Origin of the sequence: Corallococcus sp. CA047B (genome assembly GCF_003612065.1) — a bacterium.
GTDB lineage: Bacteria > Myxococcota > Myxococcia > Myxococcales > Myxococcaceae > Corallococcus > Corallococcus praedator.
Genome location: NZ_RAWD01000144.1, coordinates 1 through 23,412, shown reverse-complemented (window position 1 = coordinate 23,412; position 23,412 = coordinate 1). Strand labels below are relative to the sequence as shown.

At 66.9% G+C, this 23,412-nt stretch carries 14 protein-coding genes, 1 tRNA gene and 1 pseudogene; 6 read left to right on the top strand and 10 right to left on the bottom strand.

The window, feature by feature from the left end; genetic code table 11:
- From D7X74_RS22160 to D7X74_RS42685, 3 genes are all read left to right on the top strand, one after another.
- Positions 1-287: hypothetical protein (locus tag D7X74_RS22160; protein WP_233602197.1), on the top strand; the 287-nt coding region annotated here is incomplete at its 5' end.
- Between the two features lie 11 nt (positions 288-298).
- On the top strand, positions 299-14,143 hold the full coding sequence (locus tag D7X74_RS22155) for an RHS repeat-associated core domain-containing protein (RefSeq protein WP_147446648.1): 13,845 nt from the start codon (positions 299-301) through the stop codon (positions 14,141-14,143).
- Between the two features lie 32 nt (positions 14,144-14,175).
- Entirely contained in the window at positions 14,176-14,652 is a 477-nt protein-coding gene (locus D7X74_RS42685; RefSeq protein ID WP_147446647.1) for a hypothetical protein, read from the top strand.
- 123 nt (positions 14,653-14,775) lie between these two features.
- On the opposite strand, the gene D7X74_RS44890 is transcribed toward D7X74_RS42685, so the two are convergent.
- Both D7X74_RS44890 and D7X74_RS22145 read right to left on the bottom strand, forming a co-directional pair.
- Complete coding sequence (locus tag D7X74_RS44890) at positions 14,776-14,928, bottom strand: transposase (RefSeq protein ID WP_370450788.1); 153 nt, start codon at positions 14,926-14,928, stop codon at positions 14,776-14,778.
- A gap of 52 nt (positions 14,929-14,980) precedes the next feature.
- Positions 14,981-15,325, bottom strand: coding sequence for an integrase core domain-containing protein (locus D7X74_RS22145; protein WP_158622274.1), 345 nt, complete (start codon positions 15,323-15,325; stop codon positions 14,981-14,983).
- A gap of 43 nt (positions 15,326-15,368) precedes the next feature.
- On the opposite strand from D7X74_RS22145, the gene D7X74_RS22140 reads away from it, so the two are divergent.
- Positions 15,369-15,836: a hypothetical protein gene (locus D7X74_RS22140; protein ID WP_120534982.1), complete on the top strand. Its 468-nt coding sequence runs from the start codon at positions 15,369-15,371 to the stop codon at positions 15,834-15,836.
- Position 15,837: 1 nt separating this feature from the next.
- On the opposite strand, the gene D7X74_RS43695 is transcribed toward D7X74_RS22140, so the two are convergent.
- The 7 genes from D7X74_RS43695 to D7X74_RS22110 all read right to left on the bottom strand — a co-directional run bounded on the left by D7X74_RS43695 (position 15,838) and on the right by D7X74_RS22110 (position 20,264).
- Positions 15,838-16,125: a transposase gene (locus D7X74_RS43695; protein ID WP_199741876.1), complete on the bottom strand. Its 288-nt coding sequence runs from the start codon at positions 16,123-16,125 to the stop codon at positions 15,838-15,840.
- 15 nt (positions 16,126-16,140) lie between these two features.
- Positions 16,141-16,389 carry a hypothetical protein gene (locus D7X74_RS43690; protein WP_199741875.1) on the bottom strand — a complete coding sequence of 83 codons (249 nt, stop codon included), beginning with the start codon at positions 16,387-16,389 and terminating at the stop codon, positions 16,141-16,143.
- Between the two features lie 23 nt (positions 16,390-16,412).
- The gene (locus D7X74_RS22130; RefSeq protein WP_120534981.1) at positions 16,413-16,949 is read right to left on the bottom strand and encodes a helix-turn-helix domain-containing protein; all 537 of its coding nucleotides are present in this window, start codon (positions 16,947-16,949) and stop codon (positions 16,413-16,415) included.
- A gap of 182 nt (positions 16,950-17,131) precedes the next feature.
- Complete coding sequence (locus D7X74_RS45315; RefSeq protein WP_370450789.1) at positions 17,132-18,139, bottom strand: Kelch repeat-containing protein; 1,008 nt, start codon at positions 18,137-18,139, stop codon at positions 17,132-17,134.
- A 572-nt stretch (positions 18,140-18,711) separates the two neighbouring features.
- Positions 18,712-18,810, bottom strand: a tRNA-Sec gene (locus D7X74_RS22120).
- 60 nt (positions 18,811-18,870) lie between these two features.
- The gene (locus D7X74_RS22115) at positions 18,871-19,161 is read right to left on the bottom strand and encodes a hypothetical protein (protein WP_120534987.1); all 291 of its coding nucleotides are present in this window, start codon (positions 19,159-19,161) and stop codon (positions 18,871-18,873) included.
- Positions 19,162-19,190: 29 nt separating this feature from the next.
- Complete coding sequence (locus D7X74_RS22110) at positions 19,191-20,264, bottom strand: metallopeptidase family protein (RefSeq protein ID WP_120534979.1); 1,074 nt, start codon at positions 20,262-20,264, stop codon at positions 19,191-19,193.
- 88 nt (positions 20,265-20,352) lie between these two features.
- On the opposite strand from D7X74_RS22110, the gene D7X74_RS22105 reads away from it, so the two are divergent.
- On the top strand, positions 20,353-20,709 hold the full coding sequence (locus D7X74_RS22105; RefSeq protein ID WP_120534978.1) for a response regulator: 357 nt from the start codon (positions 20,353-20,355) through the stop codon (positions 20,707-20,709).
- A gap of 178 nt (positions 20,710-20,887) precedes the next feature.
- Positions 20,888-22,537 (top strand): chaperonin GroEL, encoded by a 1,650-nt coding sequence (gene groL / locus D7X74_RS22100; protein ID WP_120534977.1) that lies wholly within the window; start codon positions 20,888-20,890, stop codon positions 22,535-22,537.
- A 113-nt stretch (positions 22,538-22,650) separates the two neighbouring features.
- Here groL and sinK read toward each other — a convergent pair.
- A pseudogene (gene sinK / locus D7X74_RS22095) lies at positions 22,651-23,412 on the bottom strand (hybrid histidine protein kinase/response regulator SinK); the annotation flags it as partial.

Here is a 23,412-nt window from a genome sequence, read left to right as displayed (position 1 = left end):
TGGGGACGGTGCAGGAGGGGCAGGTGGACAAGGCCTTCTTCGACGAGGCCGTGAGGCTCGGGCGCGCCGAGCGGTCGCGGCCGTTCGCGTCCATCTACGGGCTCCACATCCTGGAGGCGCTGGAGGATGCGCGGACGGTGGTGCCCACGTTCGAGGAGAGCCGCAGCCGGCTCGAAGCGGAGGCGCGCCAGGAGGCACAGGTGCAGCTTGCCCGTGAATTGCGCGAGACGATCACCGTGACGACCCACCCCGAGCGGCTGGGCGTGGACGGGGGGCCGCAGTCATGAGCCGTTGTTGGATGCTTTGGGGGATGGTGCTGGCGCTCGCGGGCTGTGGGCTCGGGGCGGACGAACACGCGACCACCCGCGCGCCAGCGCAACCGCGTCAGGTCGCCGCCGCACTGGTCACGTCGGACGTCACGCCGCCGGCCATCTCCGTGAGCGCGGCCCAGGGTGAAGCCCGGGGCCCGCCGTTCGCGGTGACGTGGACCGTCACCGACGAGAACGCGACCACCGTCGAGGCCTGGCTGGACGGTGTTCCCGCTTCCAGCGGTGTCTCCGTCACCCAGGCCGGTCGCCATGTCCTCTCCGTCCGGGCGACGGACGCGATGGGCTTCTCGTCATTGGTGACGCGTGGCTTCAGCGTGGATGTTTCACCTCCGGTCGTGACGTTCACGGGTGTCATGGAGAGCCAGATCCTCCATGCAAGTGCCGTCACCATCGGCTGGACGATCTCGGACGACAGCGCGCTCACGGTGGTCCAGGTGAGCTGCGACCTCCAGATGTCCACTGACGCCACCGGGTCGATGGTGGTGTCCGGCAACGGGGTCCACTACTTCAGCGTGCGGGCGGTGGATGCGGCGGGGCGGGAGACCTTCAAGTCCATCCAGTTCTTCCTGGACAGCACTCCGCCTGTCGTCTCGGTCTTCCGGAACGAAGGGTCACTGGTTCCCCTGGAGCCTGACTACGCGTCCCGGGCCCCCCTGTTCATCGTCTGGTACGGCGAGGACCTCAGTGCGTTCACTTCGGAGGCCTGGCTGGACGGCGTGCCAGTGGCACCGACAGGGTTTGTGTATGTGACGGGAGAGGGCTGGCACACCCTGCGTTTCCTGGTGACGGATGTGGGGGGCTTGTCAACGACCGTCATCCGGCGCATCCGCATCGACCTGATCCCGCCCGTGGTCTCGGTGTCGGGCGTTCCGGCGCTCACCCGGGACGCCACCATCACCCCGGTCTTCAGCGCCACGGATGACGGACCCGGTGAGGTCGTCCTCGCCGCGTACCTCGACGGTGTCATCGAAGTGCAGAGCGGGCAGCCGCTCGCGGTCACGGAAGGACACCACCTCCTCACCGTCACCGCCTGGGACGAGGCCCTCAACCCGACGACGGAGACGATTGCCTTCGACGTCGACCGCACACCGCCCGCCATCAGCTTCATGGGCGCAGGCCAGGGGGAGGTGCGCCAGACGGGCTTCACTCCCACGTACGTCGTCGTGGACGCGCACCCCGGCACTTCGAATGCCGTGCTGGACGGAGAGCCTTTCGAGAACGGAGCCAGCGTCACCGAAGAAGGCGCCCACATCCTGTGGGTCCACGCCGAGGACGCCCTGGGCAACGTGGCTCCCACGGGGGCGCTGTCCTTCGTGGTGGACCGCACGCCGCCGGTCGTCACCCGCGTGTCGCCGCAGGACGGTGACCACGTCACGACGGACGATGTCGAGGTCGTGCTCCAGGTGGAGGACAACCTCACCGCGGTCACGGTGAAGGCAGGCGCCACTGAATTCCTCCAGGGCACGGATGGGTCCTATCGCGCCACCCTCGCTCTCGCGGTGGGACAGAACCTGCTCCAGGTGACCGCGACGGACCAGGGCGGCAACGTCACGACCCATCCGGTGATCGTCCACCGCGATGGGGATGAACCTGACGCGGGGACGCAAGACGCAGGCGTGGACGCGGGGACGCCCGATGCAGGCGCTGACGCAGGCACTCCAGATGCGGGCGTGGACGCGGGCACTCCGCCGCGTGACGCGGGCTCCGGCTCCACGACGGACGCGGGCTCCATCCCTGGCACGGACGCAGGGCCGGTGGCCAACCGGGACGCGGGCTCCGCGCCCAATGATCCCGCGCCGATGCTCGTGGTCGAGGCACCCACGGACCAGGATGTCTTCGGGGACAAGCCCTTCGTGGTGTCCGGCCGCGTGGAGGGCGGGAAGCTCCCGCTGAAGGTCACGGTCGCTGGCACCAGCCTGCCCGTGAACGGGCGCGACTTCACCGGCGCGCTCACGCTCGAAGGGGAGGGCGAACGCCGGCTCCAGTTCGAGGTGACGGACGCGCTCGGGCGCACGGCCACCGCGCAGCGCACGGTGGTGCTGGACCGCTCGGCGCCGGTCATCGTCTTCACCAATCCCCCAGGCAACCCGTCGAGCGCGGTCGTCGCGTCGTCGCCGTACCAGCTCCGGGGCACCGTCTACGAACCGCACCTGGTGCGGCTGACCGTGGACGGAACTCCGGCGCAGCTCGTGGCCGACGAGTTCAGCTTCCCCATTACGCTCGACGACACGTCGGACGCGGGGACGCTGGTGCGTGTCGTCGCGCAGGACCTGTTGGGCCACACGACGACCCGGAATCTGGAACTCAAGGCGCTGAACTCGTGGCCCCGGGTCCACATCGAAACACCGCTCAATGGCAGCGAGGCCGCCGACAAGTCCATCCTGGTGCGCGTGAGGGTCACCAGCAGCCGTGACCTGGAGAAGGTCCTCATCGGGACGGCGCTCGCGACCCCGACGCAGGGGGATCCATCCCTCTACGAGACGACGATGGGGCTGGCCTTCGGCGAGAACACCATCACGGCCGTCGCCACGGACGTCGACGGCCTGAGTGGTTCGCACTCCATCGTGGTGAACTACCGCAATCCCGCCAGCGAGCCGCTCGCGGTGTCGGGCATCTCACCGCAGCCCGGAGCGGTGGAGGTGGAGCCGAACGCGCTGGTCAGCGTGTCCTTCAACAAGCCCATCAACCCCGCCACCCTGGACCAGCACTTCACGGTGACGGTGGAGGGCGGCAGCGCGGCCCTGGCCGGAGGCTTCTCCGTGGCCCCGGGTGAGCAGACCGTGTCCTTCATCGCCGATGAGCCGTTGCCCGTGGGCACGCGGCTGCGGGTGCGGGTGGCGGACGTGGTTCCCGCGCAACATCCGGACGCGGGCATGGTCGGGTCGTTCCACAGCGACTTCCAGATCCGCAAGCCCCTGACGCGCGTGCGCGGCACGGTGACGGACACGGACTTCCGCCCCCTGTCGGGCGTGAAGGTGACGCTGGAGGAGGTGGAGCGCTCGGTCGTCACCGGATCCGACGGCAACTGGACGCTGTTCGCCCCTCGCGGAGGGCAGATGGTGGTGCGCTTCGAGGGGGGCCTCACCTCGGACGGACGCACGCTGCCCTCGCTGCGTCGCCGGCTCGTCGTCACCGAGGGCGGTGACACGGTGGACGCGACGCTGCCGCTGACGCCGGTGGACCTGTCCTCGGCGCAGGTGGTGGATGCGCTGGCGGACACGACGCTCACCTTCGCGGATCGCCATCCCGGCCTGTCGGTGGACGTGGCCCCGAGGAGCCTGTCCTTCGCGGATGGACGCACGCACGGCGTCGTCACCGCGACCCAGGTGCCCCTGCACGCCGTGCCGCTGCCTCTGGAAGGCCGTGCCGCGCTCGCGGGCCTCTGGCAACTGGGGCCCGCGGGCCTGCGTCTGAACACCGCGGTGACGGTGCGCCTGCCCAACCTCACGGACATGAAGGAGGGAAGCTGGGCGCTGCTGCTCGCCCACGACCCGCGCCGACACGTCCTGGAGCGCGTGGGCTTCGGCCGCGTGGTCGGCAAGACAATCGTCTCCACGCAGGATCTCCAGCTGCCCTCGTTGGAGTTGCTGGGGTACATGCCGCTGACGGAGGCACAAGGCGATGCCGTGGCCCTGGCCCTGGGGATGGTCTCGCCGACGGACGGCGGGACGGGCATGCGCACGGACCCGGACTCCAGGCTCGGGCCGACCCCGACGCTGAAGCAGCTCCTGGAGCTCTTTGCCCCGGGCAAGGCGTACGCCCAGCTTGGGGGCGTGTACTACGGGGGCTACTCGGCGCTGGACACCCTGTTGAACAACACGGTGCCCGGAGCGGTGACAGGCCAGGTGCGCGCGCCGCTGGAGCGGCAGCTCGCGTTGGAGCTGCGCAAGCCGGAGTCGACGGCCCTCGGAACGACGCGGCAGGTGGCGCTGCCGTACGCGCTGCCGCTCGATCTCTCCGCGCGCTTCGAGTCCGCCGACCCGTATGACGTGACGAACCCGGAGTCGGTGCAGCTCTTCGTGACGGCGACAGGTCCGTCCGGCGAGGTGCTGACCCCGCTGGAGGGAGAGTCCTGGCTGTCGCAGGGCGAAGGCGAGGCTGCGCTCACTCCCCACATCCCGGTGCCTGTGGGAGGCACGACCCAGCTGACCCTCACGGCGCAGTCGCGCACGAACGTGCGCGTCATGAAGCTGGAGGCGGAGCTCCAGCCCGACGGTGACGCGGGGGTACCGGGCGAGGACGGAGGCATGGTGCCCGCGGCGCGGCTGACGTTGCGCAAGACGCAGGACACCTTCAACGAAGCGGATGACGAGGCGGTGCACAGCCCCGTGCGCTTCAAGGGCCTGCGGGTGACGGTGACGGGACCGGAGAGCGGGCTCGCGGGGGTGACGGGGGACACGGGCGGCTACGGCATCCCGGTGGTGTCGCTGGGCGGAGAGTCCATGGGCATCTCCTGCACGGAGGTGCCCACGGGCCCCCGGCTGGTGGAGCGCCTGGGCTTTGACGGCGTGGTGCACTACGAGCCCACCATCAACCAGTACCCGGTGTGCTCGCAGACGTACACGGTCTCTCCGGGACGTTCGACGCGCGCGGACATCCTGGTGGACGTCCGGATGCTCTACGGCTCGCTGACGTTCGTGGACCGGCACGGTCAGCCGCTGGAAGGCACGTGTTCGGACGAGCATTCGCCTCTGGACGAGGATGCCGGGAGCGGGGAGTACCTCCGCATCGCGGCGAAGGACGTGGCGTCGACGGAGGTGCACTTCTTCCGGGAAGACGACCTGAGCATTCCCATCGCCACGTTCACCACCGGCAAGCCGAACGGCCCCGCGTGTGATGCGTCAACGGGGCAACTGGAGCCGAACCAGCCGCACGGCTCCTATGCGCGCGTGCGCACCGGACCCGCGGCGAACATCCGCCGCGTGGCGCGCGAGCGTTGCCGCGAACTGGAGCGGGCGGACGGAGGTCTGAGCGACGCGGATCAGGGCTACTACCAGGCCAACTGCGTGGACAACCGGACCAACTACCTGCGGCTGAACCCGGGGGAGCGGCTGGTGGTCTTCGCGGTGAACCACGCGACGGGCTACGCGGGCATGTCCTCCGTGACGGTGCCGACGGTGAACCGCATCGACCGGCTGCCGGACGGGCGCTGTGCGTTGGACGACGGCCAGGAGCCGCTGAAGGTCAACGAGTACGGCCAGGAGCTGACGCTGTCGCGCTGCACGCGGGCGGAGCTGGGCATCCCCGCGGACGTGAAGCTGTTCCCGCCGGAGCTGGATGTGCGCGTGGCGCGTCGCGCGGAGGCCGAGGGCCTGCCCGTGGCGCAGCGCGCGAGCCTCATCCGCCACGGTGGCGCGGCGACGACGCGTGACGACTTCGTCCAGGTGTCCACGCACTGGCGGGTGCGTCAGGTGGGCGAGCCCGTGACGGACGCGGGAACCGAACCGCCGCCTGTCGAGAGTCCAGCGGACGGCGGCTTCGACGAGGCGGCGTGGTGCGCGGACGCGGGGTTGTTGCCGGACGCGGGCTCGTGCGCGCCGGGCATCATCCAGGACCGGGGCACGCCGGGTGTGGCGTTGGAGGTCTTCTGTTCGGAGCTGCCGGAAGGGGCCACGCAGCGTGCGCAGGGGCTGTGTGCCCAGGGGACGCCGCGCGTGGTGGACGTGCCCGCGGGGGTGCCGCCGCTGGCGGGCCGCCTGGTGCGCGTGACGGGCACGGCGGTGGAGGTGCCGGCCGTGGTGATCTTCCCGGTGAAGCCGGGACGCCACACGGCCACGGTGCAGACCGCGCTGACGTACCTGGATGCTTCGGGGCGCAAGGTGACGGTGAGTTCGCTGCCCAAGGCGAACTACTACCTGCACGTGGTGGGCTACCCCGTACTGGCGCACGACACCAACCAGAACGACCTGCTGGATCCGTCCGAGCAGGATCCGAAGCCGCCGGACTTCGTGGACGAGACCCGGGACGACGGTGGGGTGGGGCCGTCGCTGGCCGTGAGCTTGAAGAACATCTACCGGGCCCGCGAGTCGGACGGGACGGCGATGGAGCGCTACGACCGGGCGCGGGAGCACGAGTTCCGCGTGCTGGCGCTGGGCACGGGGCAGGTGACGGCGTCCACGGGGGACACGCTGCCCGACGGGGGCACGGCCGGGCGCGTCCTGGACGGAAGCACGCCGGGGGCCACCGAGGATGACCTCGCCTACGACTTCCTCCTGTCGCAGGTCACCGAACCGGATGCGGCGCAGCGGGCGGACGTGCCGGTCGGCGACTACACGCTGCGGCTGGGCACGGACGACTACGGCATCGAGTGCCCGGTCCACCTCGACAAGGAGAAGAAGCAGATCAGCGGAACCTGCGCGGGGGAGTACCTGGCGGAGGTGCTGTCCGCAGCGGACATCCTGTACTTCGAGCTGTTCCTGAGCGGGAACGCGGACAACGTCCTCTACCGCTTCAACTTCTACGGCATCGCGCCCCGGACCGACTACGTGACGGCGAGCAGCCGGGACACGTTGGAGAAGTCCCTGGCCGCGCCGGTGCCAGCGGGGGCAGGGCTGGCGGAAGGCCCCGTTGTTTCGGCCACGGACCGGCCCATCTCGCAGCAGGCCGTCGCCTACTTCGCGGTGTCACCGGAGGACGTGCCCGCGACGGTGCGCATCTGCACGGATCAGGGATGCGCCGGGAACGCGCTCCTGAAGGAAGCGAAGCTGGAATCGCAGGGCGCCGAGTTGCCCTTCAAGATCTCCGGGGAGAAGGGCCGCGCAGGCAAGCTCGTGCAGTTGTCGAAGTTCGGGGCCAATCGCGCACGGCGCTTCGCGCTCACGCTGCCCAACGACCAGGGCTCCATGGAGGGCTCCGCGCGGCAGGGCAACGAACTGGTGCTCCAGGTCCAGTCGCTCACGGGAACGGTGCCGGCCTCGAGCGATCCGTCCGTGACGGCCCTGGGACGACCCCAGGGGCGCTTCGCGCCGGTGAACACCTTCGCCGCGGGGCAGACCCAGGTCCAGGGCGTCAACCTCGCGGATGGTCACCTGTCCTTCGCACATGAGGACTTCACCCTTCCGCAGTTCCGGGAGCAGGTCCGGTTCGTCCGGACCTTCAACAACCAGAGCAGCCTCGTCACGCCGCTGGGTCTGGGGTGGTCGCACAACTACGAGGGCTTCGTCTTCGAGGAGAAGGTGGGCCGCTACACCGTGGTGCTGGGCGGTCAGTCCTATGACTTCCCGACCTGCGGGCAGGTGGACGACGTAGAGCGCACGGCGAGCGACTGCGCACCGGACAAGACGCACGGTGGCGACCTGAGCGTCGGCATCCGCACCGCGCAGGATGGGACGCCCGCAGTCGAATACACGACCACGGACGGAAGCGTCTTCCTCTTCGAGCGTCTCTCGAAGCTCAGCGATGACGTGCGACGGCGCTGGGTCTTGACGCGGTACTCGGACGGACATGGCGACCCGGAGAATCCGCTGCTGGGATGGACGCATGTGCGTTACGCGGGAGACTCGGACCGGGTGGAACGGGTCGAGCGTCAACCCGGCAAGCTCACCCTGGTCTTCACCTACCAGCCCATCCTGCCTGAACAGGCGGAAGGGGGAGCCACCCCCTCGGTGAAGTTCGTCGAACTGCTGCGGCTCAAGGCGAAGACCGAGGACCTGCAACTGCTGTCCTCGGTGGGGGCCTACTACCAGGGCGACGTGCCCCCCGACCTGGAGAACCTGGACACGAGCAAGGCCCTGCACCGCGTGGGCTTCGAGCACGATGCCCAGGGCAACCTGCTGCGCGCGGAGCGTCGCACCGGGCTTCCCCGGCAGGCCTGGGCCTACGCGTACGCGGCGCCCCCGGAAGGAACGACAGGCTATGCGCGGTGGCGGCTCGCGAACGAACTGACCTCCGCCCGCTACCAGCTCACCGCTCATCCGGCGCAGGAGCCGGGTGAAGGCGACACGCTGCCCTTCTTCGATCAGTGGGTGGCTTCGTATGCCCGCTCCAACACCACCAAGAAGACCTACGCACATGTCTCACCGGACGAGGCCGTCGACTCGGTCGTCACTTCGGGGCTGGGGCCCGCGCCGTTCCACATCACCTACGACAGCGAGCTCACGCGCGGCTTGACCCGTCCCGACGGCGTGGCGGTCCAGTACACCCTGAATGACTACGGCAGCACGGTGAGTCAGAAGGTGGGAGACCTGTCGCCCCAGCTTACGGGCTGGATGGAGAGCCAGATCTCCCCCGAGCGCGTCACGCTGCCCAACCAGACGTCGCTCGACTACGGCGTGAATACAGCACACCGGTTGGAGCACGTGACGCTCAGGACGCTTCCCGGTGAGGGAGCGGTGGCGACGACGGGCGTCGGGGTGAACACGCGTCTTCTGGAACAGAAATACATCGACGCGGCCAGTCTGACCTTCGGCGTGCCCAATCTCCGCACGACGCCGGGACCCACCGGCCCGCGCAGCATCCAGACCGTGTTGAAGGCGCAGGGCGACCTCGATCATGTCTCCGTCCTCAACGCGAGCAACGAGCCGGTCTACGCGACAGGAGGGCGGACCTATGACCCGACCCGGCAGGGCACCCTGCTGTCGGAGACCGACGCCCTCGGCCAGTTCATTGAATACAAGGACTTCAACGCACTGGGCCTTCCGACGGTGGTGGAGCTGACCTACCCGACACCCAGCGCCCAGGCGCTGGCGAAGGTGACGCGGCATCTGGGGTACGACCGGTTTGGAAACGTCATCTCCTCGCTCGATACCGAGACGGGCGCCGAGCAGGAGTGGACCTACGACAGCGTGGGGCGGCTGCTGCGCCACCGCGTCCTGGGGACGCCAGATGAGGTGCGGCTCTTCAGCTACGTGCCTGGCGACCGGAGCGTCACCTTCGCGGAATCGCTGCCGGGAACGGAGCCCTACCGGACGGTCGAAACGCGGGAGATTCCCACCGGGACCGAGGCGGGGCTTCTCGTCACCGAGAAGGTTCGGTTCAAGGCCCAGGCGACCGAGCAGGAGTCCGAGGCGGTGCGAACCACCGTCTTCCGGAACGGGCGTCAGGAGAGCTCTCACGACGCGTTGGGGGTCCAGCGTTCGTACCAGTACGTCGACACCGCCGGCCGGCTGACCGGTGTGACCGTGACAAACCCCGGGACGGCCTCGGGGCCCGTCGCGGCAACGGCGGAGGCCAGCTATGGGGAGCTTGACTCCAATGGCAACCCTCATCGGATCACCGACCACAACGGCCTCGTGACGAAGGTCGGGTACGACTACTTCGGGCGTCCGGTGTACTGGGATTACACGGGGGCGGATTCGATTGCCGGGACGCGCGAGACCGAGGAGGTACGCCGCGACGTGTCGGGCGCCATCACCTCGCGATCCTTCGGAGGGCTGACGGTTCGCCATGTGCTGAACCTGAGGCCAGACGAATTGGGCCGCAATCGAGACACCCAGAGCGTGGGCTCTCCCGGCGGTGTGCACGACACGTACGACTACGATGTGTTGGGCCGCGTGGTGAAGCACGACGACCTGATCACCGGGACCTCCGAGACGTTCGACTACGAGGACGTGCTGGGACGGCTGACGCGCTACACCCGCACGACGGCGGCCGGGACGGGCTTCTCGTCGCTCATGTTGGAAGAGGAGCGCGAGTACCAGGACGCGCCGGCAGCCGGCCGTCGCAAGGTCATCATCACCCGCAGGATTCCGTCCCATGGCGTCACGTCGGTGCGTGAGGAGCGTTTCGAGCAGGAGACGGACCTCGCGGGCCGGGTGCTGAAGACGGTCGACTTCGTGGGAGCGGCGCAGGTGGCCACCCACTACACCTACGACGACCAGGGGCGGGTGAAGACGGTCACGAGGCCGCTCAACGAGGTGACGACGTTCACCTATGACCGGGCGGGCAACCTCCTCTTGAAGGAGGAGCCGGGCAATGCGGTGGCGCCGGCGGCGGTGACCCGCTTCACGATCGATGGCGAAGGCCAGGTGGTGGCGCGTACGGGGCCACACCCGGATGACGCGTGGACCTACGGCTACGATGCCTTCGGGCAGCTCACCTCCCGCACCCTGGCGGCCAGCACGAACCAGGCGGCCGCGACCTGGACGTATGAGCATGGCGTGGCGGGGGCCACCGGTGCGGACGGAAAGGTTCCAGACCGCGCGGTGGTGGAGACGGATCCGCTGGGCCGGAAGACCTACCGGTTCTTCAACGCACACGAGCAACTGCTCAAGGAGGTGCGGACGGGTGCATCGGGCGCGGCGGACGCGAACAACGTGTTGACCACGGTGCATGCCTATGACGGGCCGTGGCCGCTCAAGATGGTGACGACCGAGTCCACCAGTGGGTCCGGGGGAACGCCGTGGACGTCCAGCGTGGAGCGCCAGGAGATCGACGACCGGGGCCGGACGCGCAAGGCACGCGAGCACTGGGAGCAGGGCTCCCTCGAGTACGAATACATCACGGAGTCGCCGTGGAGCGGCCGCTCGGTGAGCGTGGTGCAGAAGACCACCGTGGCGAACGCCACCGTGTCCGATCTGCTGTTCACGCTGGAGGTGGACGGCCTGGGCAACACGGTGCGCCGCACGCAGGAGAACCTGGTGGATGCGTGGCGCTTCGACGCCGACGGTCACCCGGTGAAGGACGAACCGGCGGGTGGGCCGGTGACGGACTACGGCTATGAGCAGGGGCGGCTCACGTCCGTGAAGCTGGGGTCGGAGCCTGCGACGACGCTGACCTACGGCCTGGATGGCCGGCTGGAGAAGGTGACGGAGCCCGCGGGCCGCGAGAGGACGTTCACCTACGCGCCCCGGGGCCTCCTGGAGTCGGAGAAGTACGGCCTGGGCAGCGAGACCACGGAGACCCGCTACACCTACGACGCGGGGGGCTTCATGGCCTCGCGGACCCGGGGTTACGGGACCGCGGACGCGAAGCAGTGGATGTTCCAGCACGGCCCCATGGGCGAGCTGCGGTCGGTGACGATGCCGGGGCAGGCGCCGTTCCAGTACGGCTACGATGCGCTCCGGCAGCTTGTGAGCATCAAGCAGCCGGGTGAAAGCACTCCGGTGGAGACCTTCGGGTATGACTTCCTGGGGCGCCGCAACAAGCGGACCCGGGGCACGTCCGAGTGGCGCACCACCTGGGCACAGGGCGTCGCGACGTTCACCGGCCCGGAGTCGGACATCGTGGTTTCGGTGCAGGACGGCCGGGGCCGCACGGTGTCGCAGCTCTTCCAGTCGGGGACCTCGACGGCCAGTTACAAGGACCTGACCCAGGTCACGTATGCCCATGACGTCCAGGACGGGCTCGTGCGGGCACACGAGACCCGCGACAGCGGGGATGTCACCAACACGTTCGAGTTCGACGACCGTCACCGGTTGAAGAAGGTCATCCGGGGCAGCGACGTGGTGACGTACCAGTACCTGGCGGACCGTGACCTCGTGTGGCGCCAGGGCTCCCGGCGCGGTCTGGAGTCCGAACGGGTGGTCGAATATCAATACGACACGCTGTCGCGCATCGATCAGGTGCGGACGTATGAGGGCGCGGCACTCAAGTCCTCCCGGAGCGTCTCGTACGAAGTGGGCGGCGGCAGGCTCACGGAGGTCGCCGACCAGGCAGGCCATGGAACGACAGCCGAGCGCTACTGCTACGACGGGCGGGGGTGGCTGGAGTCCGTTCGGGGCGTGACGGTGGGAGAGGCGGCCGGGTGCGGCCAGTCCGTGGATTCACCGCTCACTTCGTATGAATACGAGTACGACGGGCGAGGCAACCGGCTGAAGGAGCGTTTCCATGGCACCGACTCGGCGATGGACGTGGTGGAGACGACCTACGGCTATGACAGCGCGGATCGGCTCACGGGCGTCCGCTATCCGGATGGCTCGGGTGTGCTGTACCAGCTCAAGCCAGAGGGGCTGAGGAGCGGCGAGCGACGCGTAGAGCACCTGTTGCCGACCGTCCATCTGGACGAGCGGGGCTTCAATGAAGCGACGTCCGCGGATACGGATCTCGCGTATGTCTATAACTCGACAGGCGTCCTGGAGAAGATTGAACGGCAGAGCCCCCAGGGGTTGGTGACAACCTTCACGACGGACAAGGCGGGACGGGTCACGCAGGAGTTGCCCGCTGGGGGCACGGCGACGAATTATCGCTGGGACGCTGCGGGTCGCTTGGCCCAGGTCCAGGCGCCGGTGACGGGTGGAGGGCCTGGAACGCAGACGGTGCAGTACCGCTACGGCTTCGACGGCCTGCGCCGCTTCAGGCAGGTGGGCAGCAACACCCCGACGGAGTACTTGTGGGGCGCCTCTGGGTTGGCGGAAGAGCGGACGGGCATGAGCCGCCTGCTCTACGAGCAGCTGGAGGGCATGACGGTCTCCGCAGGATACGAGCGCATCCTGCATGACGGCCTGGGCAGCACCGCAGCGCGCATGACGTCCGGCGGGCTGCAGTCGTTCCGGTACGACGCCTGGGGTGGTTACCGGAGCAATGCACCCGCCACGGGCGAACCGAGCAGTGGCTTCACGGGACACAGCTTCGACACGGACACCGGGCTCGTGTACGCCCAACAGCGTTGGTACTCGTCAAGCACAGGACGATTCCTGAGTATGGATCCAGTCGGGGTGGAAGCCTACCTGAGAACGCCCAGTGGATTGAACTCGTGGTCGTATGCCAATGGAAATCCGTTGATGTTTACGGACCCTGACGGGCGATCTGCCAGGGATGGGTATGGAAATCAGTTCCTGCCACCAAACCTTCAGGCGGCATGTGCCCGAGGTCCAGGCAATTGCACATCCGCGGCTTATCGTGACGTAGGAAGGGAATGCGCCGGGGGGAATGACGGGGCATGTCTTGTCAAGGCGTCTGTCATCGCGCAGGGAGCCGCAGTTTCCGTCGCGGTGGCCGCGACGGCTGCGCCGGCGGTAAGTCTTTCCGCGACCCAGGCGTTCGTCCGCTACGGATCCAAACTCGCCGTCATTGAGTTTGTAGTGGATGGCGCAGGCGCTGCGATCACTGGGGTTCAGTGCGCGATTGGGAACGGCCAAGCTTGTTTTGAGGCAAATGAGGCTGCTCGCGACATGGCCATGCAGGGGGCTGCCGAGGGAGAGATCGCGCTTTTGAATGGTCTGAAGCGAGCAGGTAAAGCAAGTTTGTCCTGGGCGCGCGGCGCAGTCAGTCGAGCATGGGAACGCATTCCAATTCTTATTCCGCATGGAGGGATGAGTCCTGCCTGGGCCGGTGGTCCTGGGTTCCATTTGCCACAACAGGCGGCTCATGCCCCAGAGCTGCTCAACGGGCCTATGTTGATGAGTGGCGGCAGTCGTGGTGGAGACAGGCCCGGATCCAAAGGCACGGAGGCTCTGTCTGGTGCCATGGATTCCGAGCTCAAGGCCCCTGGGCTCCCTTCGATTCAAGAGGGGCTTGTTCAGGCAGGCGTGCCGCGTGCTGTGGCTGCTCCCGCAACGCTGCTGAACGGCTCTGGGCCAGTGCCAGGTGTTATTGAGGTAAGTGATCGCGTCAAATCAGTTAAGGCCTTCCTGAATTATAATCCTAGCGAGGGTGCAATTGAGTTTGTTTACGATCCAACAAGTAAAATTTTCGTTGTAGGCAAGGCGCCCAGAACAGAAGCCATGTCGCCACACCAGAAGTTGGGTTTCTTTATTGGTGGTGATGCGAGAACCTTGGTTGGTGGGATGTTTAGCAGATCGCCGACTGGTGAATTCAATACTTCCGAGTATAGCGGACACTACTGGCGAAACTGGACGCCTGAAGTCCGGCGTGGTTTTGTTGAGGAGATGTTTCGTATGACTGGTGTTAGGTTGAATCATGTTGAGGGGCCATGATTTTTTAAGGGTTGGAATTCGGGAGGTGTTTCATGGTGCGTTCTGAAAATTCCCACAGGGGTTGGCTGGGTGATGTCGACGAAGGTTTGGAATGGTTGCCTGTTGTTGAGATTGGAGAGCGGGATTGGCTGGGTGTGCGCCGGAGCGGCGAGTGGGTTTTGGATCGTGAGGGACAATTGGTTTCCGTTGAGTCGCTTAGTTTTGTCCCCGCTCTTCCGCTGCTTCAACGGGAAAGAGAGTTGTTTGAGCTTGAGGTTCAGCGGAGACTGGGGGCGGTCGGAATAGGCGATACTTCCAGGTACGGATTCCCAGTTCCGCGGCTTCTGGAACAAGCCCTGCTTGGTGGGATGGAGTTCTGGGCTGACCTTGCGCTCAAGTGGCTGGAGAGCGCAGATGTTGATGAGCGATTGTTGAAGGCGCTGGTGTCTTTGCAGGATGCTCGATGGGCTTCTCAGCGCACGCGTCAAAGGGCAAGGCAGGTCGTCAAGCAGTGCTCCGGACATGTTTGATGGTCTGCAGCGGAAGAATGGCTGTTGTTGGTGCCGTGGTCAGTTGAGTTGAAGGAAGCAGAGGCAGTGGCGGAGCCAAGTCGTGAGCTTCGCGAGCGGAGTGGCCGCGCGTAACTCACTGCCTCACCGTCCGGGCCGAGCCCTCAATGGTGCGGGGGCAATCCGACGAAGCTGTCGCTTCAGGTCCGCCCACCACATTTCGATGGGATTGAAGTCAGGGTTGTAGGTGAGCAGATACACCATGCAGGCACCGACGGCTTCGACAGCCTGACGCACACCCGGTTGGCGTCAAGGTCGTTGTCGTGTGAGAGGGCTCAGCCGAGGCGCTTCAGCTCCTGCACTTGCGGTGAGGGCTTGAGGCGCACTGGGCCCACTGGCGTCCAGTCGCGGGTGTCGCGGCTCCAGCGCTCGGGGGACGTGCGCGGGCGCGCTGGTACACCTGGTGGCGCTGGGCGAGCAGCGCCGCTTCGCGGCCGAGGTGTCTGTCCTCGGGCGTGACGAAGCGGATGGCGGAGTGCCGGTGCTCCGTGTTGTGCCAGGTGACGAAACGCGCCGTCCACGCTTTCGCGTCCTGCGGCGAGGTGAAGGCGCGCTGGGGGAAGGAGCGGCAGTACTTCAATGTGCGGAAGAGGGCCTCGGAAAACGCGTTGTCGTCCGAGACGCGGGGCCGCACTTCTTCTTCAAGACAGGCGGCCCGAAAGGCCTCGGAGATGACAATGGGCTATGATGATGGGGATGCCACGGAGGGCCTGTTCATCAGGGAGCCTGCGTTGCGTGAAGTGGCCAAGGCCCTGCCTGGTTTGTCTTTTGTGGGCATCCAGGAAGCAGTCGGAGTGGATATCACGCCACTGTTTGCTCATGGAGGGGTTCGCGGGCTTTTTGAGATCCCGGTCAGTACTACCGAAGCCAGGTTCCAGTATGAGCCGGAGGCGTTTCTTGACTGGGTCCGTTCCTGTTTTCGCGATTTCGACTTTTCAAAAGGCGTTTGTTTCTGGTTCAGCGGTGAGCCACATGGCATCCGCGGGGACTATTGGATTGAGGCCAGATTGAGCGGAGTCGAGGACCTGTTGCCGCTATGGTCCGCCCTGGGGGCGTCGAGCGTGCTCGTCTCTTCAGAGGCCAGGAAATGCATCGTGGGCATCTTCATGGGCGAAATGGGCTGGGAGATGTTCCGACAGCCCTGATTCACGCCTCGGGTAATCCGGTCGTTGTCCAAAGCGAGCCGAAGAGCTTGAGGACGAGATGAGGCCGTGTCCGGAAGTAGCCCAGGCCCGAGCGCAGGGCCTGTTGCAACTCGGTCATCTCGTCGAAGAGAAGGTTGTGCGTGGCCCGCTGGCGCAGGGGCCGCCACAGCCGTTCAATGGGTTGAAGCTGCGGGCTGTAGGGCGGCAGTCGGTACAGGGAGAGGTGAGGGAAGCGGCGCAAGGCCCAGTCCACCGGGCGCCCTCGGTGCCAGGGCGCGTTGTCGATGATGAGGACGACTTCGCGTCATGCCGTGGCGGGATAGGCGCGGGCGACGTCGAGCAGGTGATGGGCGAAGGCCACCTGCATGCGCTTCGTCTTGGAGAGGCCATCCTTGCGACGCGCCCGGGTGCGGCTGCCGTAGAGCCTGCTCGTCACCGCCCCCGTCGTGAGGTCGGCGGAAGCGAAGGTGTGCACCACGTCCTTGCAGTCGCGAGTGCCAATGACAGGGCGGCGTCCCTTCACGCCCAGCGTCGCCGTCAGCGTCGGCACCATGGGAAATCTCGCTTCATCCTGGCTCAAGAGGGCGATGTCACCTGCTTGCGCCTGGCGTTTTTTTCGCTCAACTCCTGCCGCGCCTGCTGCTGGCGTGAAGCGTCCGCTCGAAGGAAGCGATAGGTGGGCCGGTACAGCCGCACACCATGGCGACGGCAGAAGTCTCCCATGGCCGTCTCCCGCGCCCGAATCCCCGTCTGGCGGTAGAGGAAGTCCGCCAGCGCCTCATGCGTCCAATTCGCCCGCTTGACGCCGCAGGCCCTTGGCCCCTGCTGGACCCATCCCAGAATGGTGGGCGCCAGCCCCTCGGGAATCAACGGCGTGCGGCCCGGTGCCCACTGAATCCTCAACCCTCTCAAGCCGCTGGCCCGATAGCGGGCGAGGAAGCGCTGGATGTTGCGGGGTGTCGTCCCCAGGTCCTCGGCAATCTGCTGCTGAGACCGCCCTCGGGACGTCATCAGCACCGCCTGGCACCTCTCACGCAAACGTCGGTCCTCCGTCGTGCGGAAGCAGGATTCCAGCTCGCTCCGCTGCTCTTCGCTCAGCGCCAGTCCGCTCATGCTCTTTCAACCCGGCAGACACGACGGATTCTTCCGGGCCGTGAATGAGGCCCGGGTTGGCGGGAAGGGTTGCGCTGGTACGCCATGCGAGGGAGCAGCCATGGAGGCTGCTGTCATGGCGGGAAAGGACATTGGGCGCACGGGCCTGAAGCCGGTGCGCCCTGGACGTCCTCACCACCACCTCAGCACATCGAATCGCACTGGGACGCTTGGCGACACGTTCCACAGCACCAAACCGTTCCCACTGCGCACGGTGGACAGGGACCGCAGTCACGCGTCTCGCCGCAGTTGTCCTGGGTCGCCCCGCATTTGGAGGCACAGGTGTTGGGGTTCGAAACGCAGGGCTGTGAGCACTGGTGGGTCTGGGAATCGCACGTTCCCCCATTCGTGCAGGAGCCGCAGTTCAATGTGCCGCCGCAGCCATCCGCGAGGGTCCCGCAGCGAGGCCCCGGGGAGCTGCAACTCATTGCGGTGCAGCCTGTGTACAGCTCTGCCTGCTGTCGAGTGGGCACTCCTCCGTCCGTAGGGGTGTCCCAACCGCCGATGACCATCATGGCGGAGTTTGAGTCCAGGGACAGTGCTCGGCCCTCGCGATGCGGAAACTGGAGGGGAGGCTCAGTGTACCAAATATAGTTGATATTAAGTCGCTCGACCCCCGTCGACGCCAATCCAGTAGATAGATCCACACCGCCAGATATCCGCACGGCTTGGTTGGATACGAGGGTCGCCTGATGCCCCCGTCGGGGGATGGTGGGTCCTGAGGTTGTTCCCCAGAGATTGGTATCCGGTGAGTAGTGATAGGTCTTGCCTACGGGATTTCCATTCTCCCAACTCACTCCGATGACCACCACCTCATAGTGTCCGTTTGCAAAGCGGAGGGTCGCGGTGTGTCCGGCGCTGATGATCCCGGGGCTGTCGCTGCTCCGAGACCAGGTATTCGTGGTCGGATTGTAGAGCTCGTGCTGAGCCCGGTTGCCCAGCACAAGCACACGCCCGTCATTGAGCCGGGTGGCTGAATGCTCTGAATAGGGAAACGAGGGAGGTGCCACGGTCGTCCAGGTTCCGGTCGCCGCATCAAAGATTTCCGCGGAGGCGAGGCCCTGCGCAGACGTCGTATTGTTGCCGCCGACGACGAGCACCTTGTCGTTCACTATCCACGTGGCCGTGTGGCGGACGCGAGGCGTGCTCATTGGTGCCACGATCGTCCATGTGTCCTGCGCGGGGGTATACGTTTCCGCGCTACGCCAATCCCCACTGGAGGTGACTCCCCCTGACACGAGGACCTTGCCATTGTTCAGCGACGCCGCAGCAGCATGGTCATACCGACCATCGTTCATGGGCTGTGCGCTCTTCCATCTAGGGGTGCCATTGGGATTGTGCAGTTCTGTGAGGCGGATGCCCCCGGAGGTGCCTCCGCTGGTGGTTCCTCCCGCGATCAGGACCTGATTATTGTAGAGTCTCGTCGAGGTGAAGCTGCTCCGAACCGGAGCGGCTGGCTCCAGGACGCTGATCGTGGCCTTCTGCTGAGCGAGCTTGCTCGAGTCAGGAGCTGCTGCCTCCTTCGCCGCGTCCCGGCCCGCATTGGAAGTACAGGCCAACATCCATGCCGCCATTACCACCGCGGCCACGCGCCCCCTCATCATCTGCAGCTCCAAGGTTTTCTCCGGGAGGGGCCGGATTGCATGCTCCTGGCCCCATGGCGTCCGTCACGGACCCGCCTCAGGCTACCAGACCCCTGCGAATGAATGACAACCACGGAGCGTGGCGGTAGGGCACGGGAATCGAACTCGCCAGGGACCGCTCTCGCGGCCCCTCATTGGTTTTGAAGACCAAGCCGGCCACCAGGTCCGGAGGCCCTACCGCTGGCGATTACCGCCGCTTGGACCGGGCCCCGTCAATCCACCTGATGGAGCCCACGGTTTCACTGACAGATGCCCGGGCAGTCCGCACTCGCCCCGGGAGCGCACGTATCGGACGGATCATCCACGCAGCTTGTCCCCGTCGTGCAACCGCCGAAGAGTCCGCCGCAACACCGGATGTAGCCCTGGGGCACGTCGCACGCCGTCGGGAAGCTCTCACACGTCCCCGTCGAGGAGCGTGCGAACGCCACCTCCTGCGGACAGAGGATCGGCTCTTCCTCGCCGTCCCCCGTGCACGCTCCAAGCCCCAACACCGCCACCGTCATCAGCCCCAGCTTCATCCAGGTTCGCATGGCGGACATCAGGGCAGGGCAGGGCGCTTCTAGTCCAGCCCCCGCTCCCACAGGTCGTCCTCATCCAGACCCATCAGGTGCCCGACCTCGTGCATCACCGTGATGCCAATCTGTTCGATCAGCTCCTCACGCGTGCGCGCGAAGCGCTCCAGGTTCTTCTGGTACAGCACGATGGACGCCGGGAAATGATCCGCCGCGTCCGTCACGCTGCGCTCGCCCACCGGTGTGCCCCGGAACACGCCCAGGATGCACGGCGACAGGGGCGGCTGCTGCCCCAGCAGGTCCTCGTCCGACGGCAGGTCCTCCACCGCCAGCGTGACGTTGTCCATGTACTGCTTCACCTGCGCGGGCAGGGCGCGCATCGCGTCCTCCACCGCCTGGTCGAACGCCGCCTCCTCCAGCGCCACCGGCGGCGGAAGCTCCTCGGGCGCCAGCACCTGCGCCCGGCCGAAGCGCTTCTTCGCCTCGCGCGCATCGCCCTTCCGCTCCGCGATGAGCCCCAGGTAGTGGTGCGCCCACGCCTCGTCCGGTGCGTCCTTCAGGACCCGTTCAAAGGATTCCTGCGCGGGGGCCAGGCGGCACAGCTCGAACAGCGCGATGCCTCGCTCCAACTGCGCGTCCGGCGAGCGCGGCATGTGCTCCAGCGCCGCGTCCAGGCTCTTCAGCGCGGCCTCGCACTCACCCAACTGGTTGAGGCCCAGACCCTCCAGGAGGAGGAACTCGTAGACGAGCTCCACGTCGTCGGCCTTCTGCGCCAGCTTCCGGCCCCGGGCACACCACTCCAGCCCTTCCTCCACCGCCTCCCGGTCCTCGCCCGTGCGGCAGACCAGGAACTCGGCCGCGCCGAAGAGGATCTCCAGGTCCTCCGGCGCCACCTTCAGGGCAGCCCCGTAGGCCCGGCCCGCGTCCTCCAGCCGACCCACCTCCACCAGCGCCGCAGCCCGGTAGTGCAGGGCTTCTGGTGACTCCGGGACGTCCTTGAGAAGGGCCTCGGCCCGGGAAAGCGCGGCTTCGAAGTCGGTGGCCTCGAAGGCGTCCGCCACCCGGTCCAGTCGCGCGTCCACGCCCTGTGCCTCCCCCTGCTTCGCCGTGCGCTTCATCATACGGCCGGGCAGCTAAGAAGCCGTGCTTCGCGTTGTCAACGACCGGCGTGGCTGTTACCTTCCAGCGCCCCGTTTTGCCCAAGTCCCCGTGAACATCCTGGTCGTAGACGACGATTACGAGCTGTGCACCATGCTCTCTCGCTACCTGGAGATGCATGGCTACACCGTGTTCTCGGCGTCGGACGCCCTGCAGGCGCTGGACATCATGGAGCGGCACCCCGTGGGGCTGGTCATCACCGACTACCTCATGCCCCACCTGGACGGCATCCACTTCACGGAGATGCTCAAGGCGGACCCCCGCTTCCAGTCCATCTCCGTCCTGATGATGACGGCCAGCAACGACGCCAACATCTCCGACCGGGGCCTGCGCAAGGGCGTGGCCATCACCCTGCAGAAGCCCCTGGACATGGGTCAGCTGCTGAACCTCGTGCGCTTCGCCGAGTAGCCCCCGGAAGGTCGCCCGTGCCCCCCGTCCGGGCGGGCTGGAAGGCGTCCGCGGGGCCACACGTTTGCCCCTTTCCGTTGACATCGTCGATGCGACCCTTATGTTGGCGCTCGACATGGCCGAGTGCTAACGGCCATCCCCATTCATAGAAATTCCCCAAGTATTATCGGAGGTTGCGATGGCAGCGAAGGAAATCTTCTTCCACCAGAACGCGCGTGATTCCATCCTGCGCGGCGTTAGGATCCTGGCGGATGCGGTCGCGGTGACGCTGGGGCCCAAGGGCCGCAACGTGGTCATCGAGAAGAGCTTCGGCTCGCCCACCATCACCAAGGACGGCGTCACCGTCGCCAAGGAGATCGATCTCGAGAACCGCTTCGAGAACATGGGCGCCCAGATGGTGAAGGAGGTCGCGTCCAAGACCTCCGACAAGGCGGGCGACGGCACCACGACGGCCACCGTGCTGGCGCGGGCCATCTACGAGGAGGGCCTGAAGCTGGTGGCCGCCGGCCACAGCCCCATGGACCTCAAGCGCGGCATCGACAAGGCCGTGGAGGTGGTGGTCGCCGAGCTGAAGAAGATGTCCAAGACGACCACGGACAAGCAGGCCATCGCGCAGGTGGGCACCATCTCCGCGAACGGGGATGAGACCATCGGCCAGACCATCGCGGACGCGATGGAGAAGGTCGGCAAGGAGGGCGTCATCACGGTCGAGGAGGCCAAGGGCCTGGAGACGACCCTGGACGTCGTCGAGGGCATGCAGTTCGACCGCGGGTACGTGTCTCCGTACTTCGTGACGAACCGCGACCGCATGGAGGTCGTCATGGACGACCCCTACATCCTCATCAGCGAGAAGAAGGTCTCGTCGATGCAGGACATGATCCCCGTGCTGGAGCAGGTCGCGCGCTCGGGCAAGCCGCTGCTCATCATCGCGGACGACATCGAGGGCGAGGCGCTGGCCACGCTCGTGGTGAACAAGATCCGCGGCGTGCTGAACGTGGCCGCGGTGAAGGCGCCGGGCTTCGGTGACCGCCGCAAGGAGATGCTCAAGGACATCGCCACGCTGACGGGCGGCATGGTGGTGAGCGAGGAGCTGGGTCACAAGTACGAGAACCTGAACCTCACGGACCTGGGCCGCGCCAAGCGCATCACGGTGGACAAGGACAACACCACCATCGTGGACGGCAGCGGGCAGAAGGCGGACATCGAGGGCCGCATCAAGCTCATCCGCACCCAGATTGAGACGGTCACCAGCGACTACGACCGCGAGAAGCTCCAGGAGCGGATGGCGAAGCTCGTGGGCGGCGTGGCGGTCATCAACGTCGGCGCGGCGACCGAAGTGGAGATGAAGGAGAAGAAGGCCCGCGTGGAGGACGCGCTGCACGCGACCCGCGCGGCCGTCGAGGAGGGCATCGTCCCCGGCGGCGGTGTCGCCTACATCCGCAGCCTCAAGGCGCTGGACGGCCTGAAGCTGGGCGGCGAGCTGGACTTCGGCGTGGAGATCATCCGCAAGGCCCTCACGGAGCCCCTGCGCAAGATCGCCAGCAACGCCGGCGTCGAGGGCGCGGTCGTCATCAACAAGGTCAAGGAAGGCACCGGCGCGTTCGGCTTCAACGCCCGCACGGAGACCTACGAGGACCTGGAGAAGGCGGGCGTCATCGACCCGACCAAGGTCGAGCGCACCGCGCTGCAGAACGCCGCCTCCGTGGCGTCCCTGCTGCTCACCACCGAGGCGATGATCGCCGAGCGCCCGAAGAAGAAGAGCAAGGGCGCTGTCGGTGGCTCCGGCGGCGGCATGCCGGACTACGGCGGCGACGACATGGACTACTGAGCCCCGCGCTCAGTCTGAGTCCCACGCGGGACGGGCCTTCCGGGGTCCGTCCTTCGTGAGCTTCCGGCCCCGTGGGCCTCGCGCGATGCGGGGCACCCGGGGCCGGTGCATTTTCAGGCCGCGGGCTTCTTGAACGCGAGCCCCAGCTCCCGGCTGAGCGCCGCGGTGTCGGAGAGCAGCTTGGGCAGGCACGCGGCGGCCCCGGCGCGCAGGGACGCCAGCGCCGTCTCCATCGTGAGGTGCTCGGCCAGCACCACGAAGGGCGCGCCCTGGCTGAGCCCTCGGCCCAGCTCCAACGCCTTCTTCCCGTACGCCGGCGCGAAGTCCCACGACACCACCACGCCCACGGGCGGCTCCAGCGCCGCCACTTCCGAGCCCGTGATGATGCGCGCCTCCAGTCCCAGCAGGGCCAGGGCCTCCGAGATCTGCCGCGCCGTGGCGGGGTTGTCCTCCAGCACGTCCACCCGGCGAGTCGTGGGGCTGGCCACGGGGGCGGGCGCGGCCGGCGGTGCGTACAGGCCCTGGCGCAGGAGCGTTCGCACCTGGCGGATGTCGTCGAAGGGCTTGAGCAGGTAGTCCACCACGCCCAGTTGCAGCGCCTGCTGTGTCGTCACCAGCGACGGGTAGCCCGTCATCAGGATGACGCGCGAGGCGGGGTCGAGCCGCCGCGCGTGCTGGGCCAGCTCCAGGCCGGACAGGCCCGGCAGGTTCTTGTCCGTGACGATGAGGTCCACGGGGGTGGAGCGGAGCAGCTCCAGCGCGGCCTCGCCGGTGGCCGCTTCAATGACTTCGCACTCCTTGTCCATCAGGTCCTTGAAGACCATCCGGATGATGCCCTCGTCGTCCACCACCAGCAGGCGCTTCCTCTGGGGGAG

Excerpts from the sequence above, each read along its gene's own strand:
- D7X74_RS22130 (WP_120534981.1), bottom strand. The coding sequence starts at position 16,949 with ATGAGCGGACTGGCGCTGAGCGAAGAGCAGCGGAGCGAGCTGGAATCC.
- D7X74_RS43690 (WP_199741875.1), bottom strand. The coding sequence starts at position 16,389 with ATGGTGCCGACGCTGACGGCGACGCTGGGCGTGAAGGGACGCCGCCCT.
- D7X74_RS42685 (WP_147446647.1), top strand. The coding sequence starts at position 14,176 with ATGGTGCGTTCTGAAAATTCCCACAGGGGTTGGCTGGGTGATGTCGAC.
- D7X74_RS45315 (WP_370450789.1), bottom strand. The coding sequence starts at position 18,139 with ATGAGCACGCCTCGCGTCCGCCACACGGCCACGTGGATAGTGAACGAC.
- D7X74_RS22140 (WP_120534982.1), top strand. The coding sequence starts at position 15,369 with ATGGGCTATGATGATGGGGATGCCACGGAGGGCCTGTTCATCAGGGAG.
- D7X74_RS22110 (WP_120534979.1), bottom strand. The coding sequence starts at position 20,264 with ATGATGAAGCGCACGGCGAAGCAGGGGGAGGCACAGGGCGTGGACGCG.
- D7X74_RS22115 (WP_120534987.1), bottom strand. The coding sequence starts at position 19,161 with ATGCGAACCTGGATGAAGCTGGGGCTGATGACGGTGGCGGTGTTGGGG.
- groL (WP_120534977.1), top strand. The coding sequence starts at position 20,888 with ATGGCAGCGAAGGAAATCTTCTTCCACCAGAACGCGCGTGATTCCATC.
- D7X74_RS22155 (WP_147446648.1), top strand. The coding sequence starts at position 299 with ATGCTTTGGGGGATGGTGCTGGCGCTCGCGGGCTGTGGGCTCGGGGCG.